The organism is Pseudomonas sp. IT-P258 (genome assembly GCF_949767825.1).
GTDB classification, from domain to species: Bacteria; Pseudomonadota; Gammaproteobacteria; order Pseudomonadales; family Pseudomonadaceae; genus Aquipseudomonas; species Aquipseudomonas monachiensis.
Genome location: NZ_CATKPU010000059.1, coordinates 1 through 569, shown reverse-complemented (window position 1 = coordinate 569; position 569 = coordinate 1). Strand labels below are relative to the sequence as shown.

Below are 569 nucleotides of genomic sequence, written 5' to 3'. Positions count from 1 at the left end.
CGGTCAGAAGCTTTGGCCTTGGTAGCAGGCATCGTATTGGTCAATTTGTTCTGGGCCACCTGTGCAATCGCAGGTATCGGCGTTGTGTTTGCTGCGTTCCCTTGGGCGGCGCTAATCGTAAAAGTTCTGGGGGCAGCCTATCTAATGTGGTTTGGATTCCGACTGCTGCTCAAGGCCGGAAAGAGCGCGCTTGCCCCCTGTAATAATGCTGTCGTCGGAAACTTTCGGCAGTCATTCATCCAAGGGGTCGTTACGAACATTGGCAACCCTAAATCCATGGCCTTCTATGCCGCTATTTTCTCAGCGGCAGCCCCCACCCACGTTTCACCAAGCACGTTTTTGTCGATGCTGGCAGTCGTAGTGGTGGTTTCGATGACTTGGTATGGAGTGGTCGCAATCGCTCTTTCGCAACCTGAGATCGCTTCAGCGTATCGAAGGAGGAAAAAAGCTATTGATCGATTATGCGGTGGTTTGATTTTGTCTCTAGGGATCCGGCAGCTGGTTCAATAAGTCTACGATTGAGTATCTATCCAGCCCGAAAACCCTTGCTATGATTTCTGAGGATTTCA

General features: G+C 50.8%; 1 protein-coding gene. It reads left to right on the top strand.

The window, feature by feature from the left end; translation table 11 throughout:
* Nucleotides 1-510, top strand: a 510-nt coding sequence (locus tag ACM6G4_RS20665; RefSeq protein WP_414914502.1) for a LysE family translocator, incomplete at its 5' end; no start/stop codon positions are given.
* Nucleotides 511-569 lie beyond the last annotated feature (59 nt).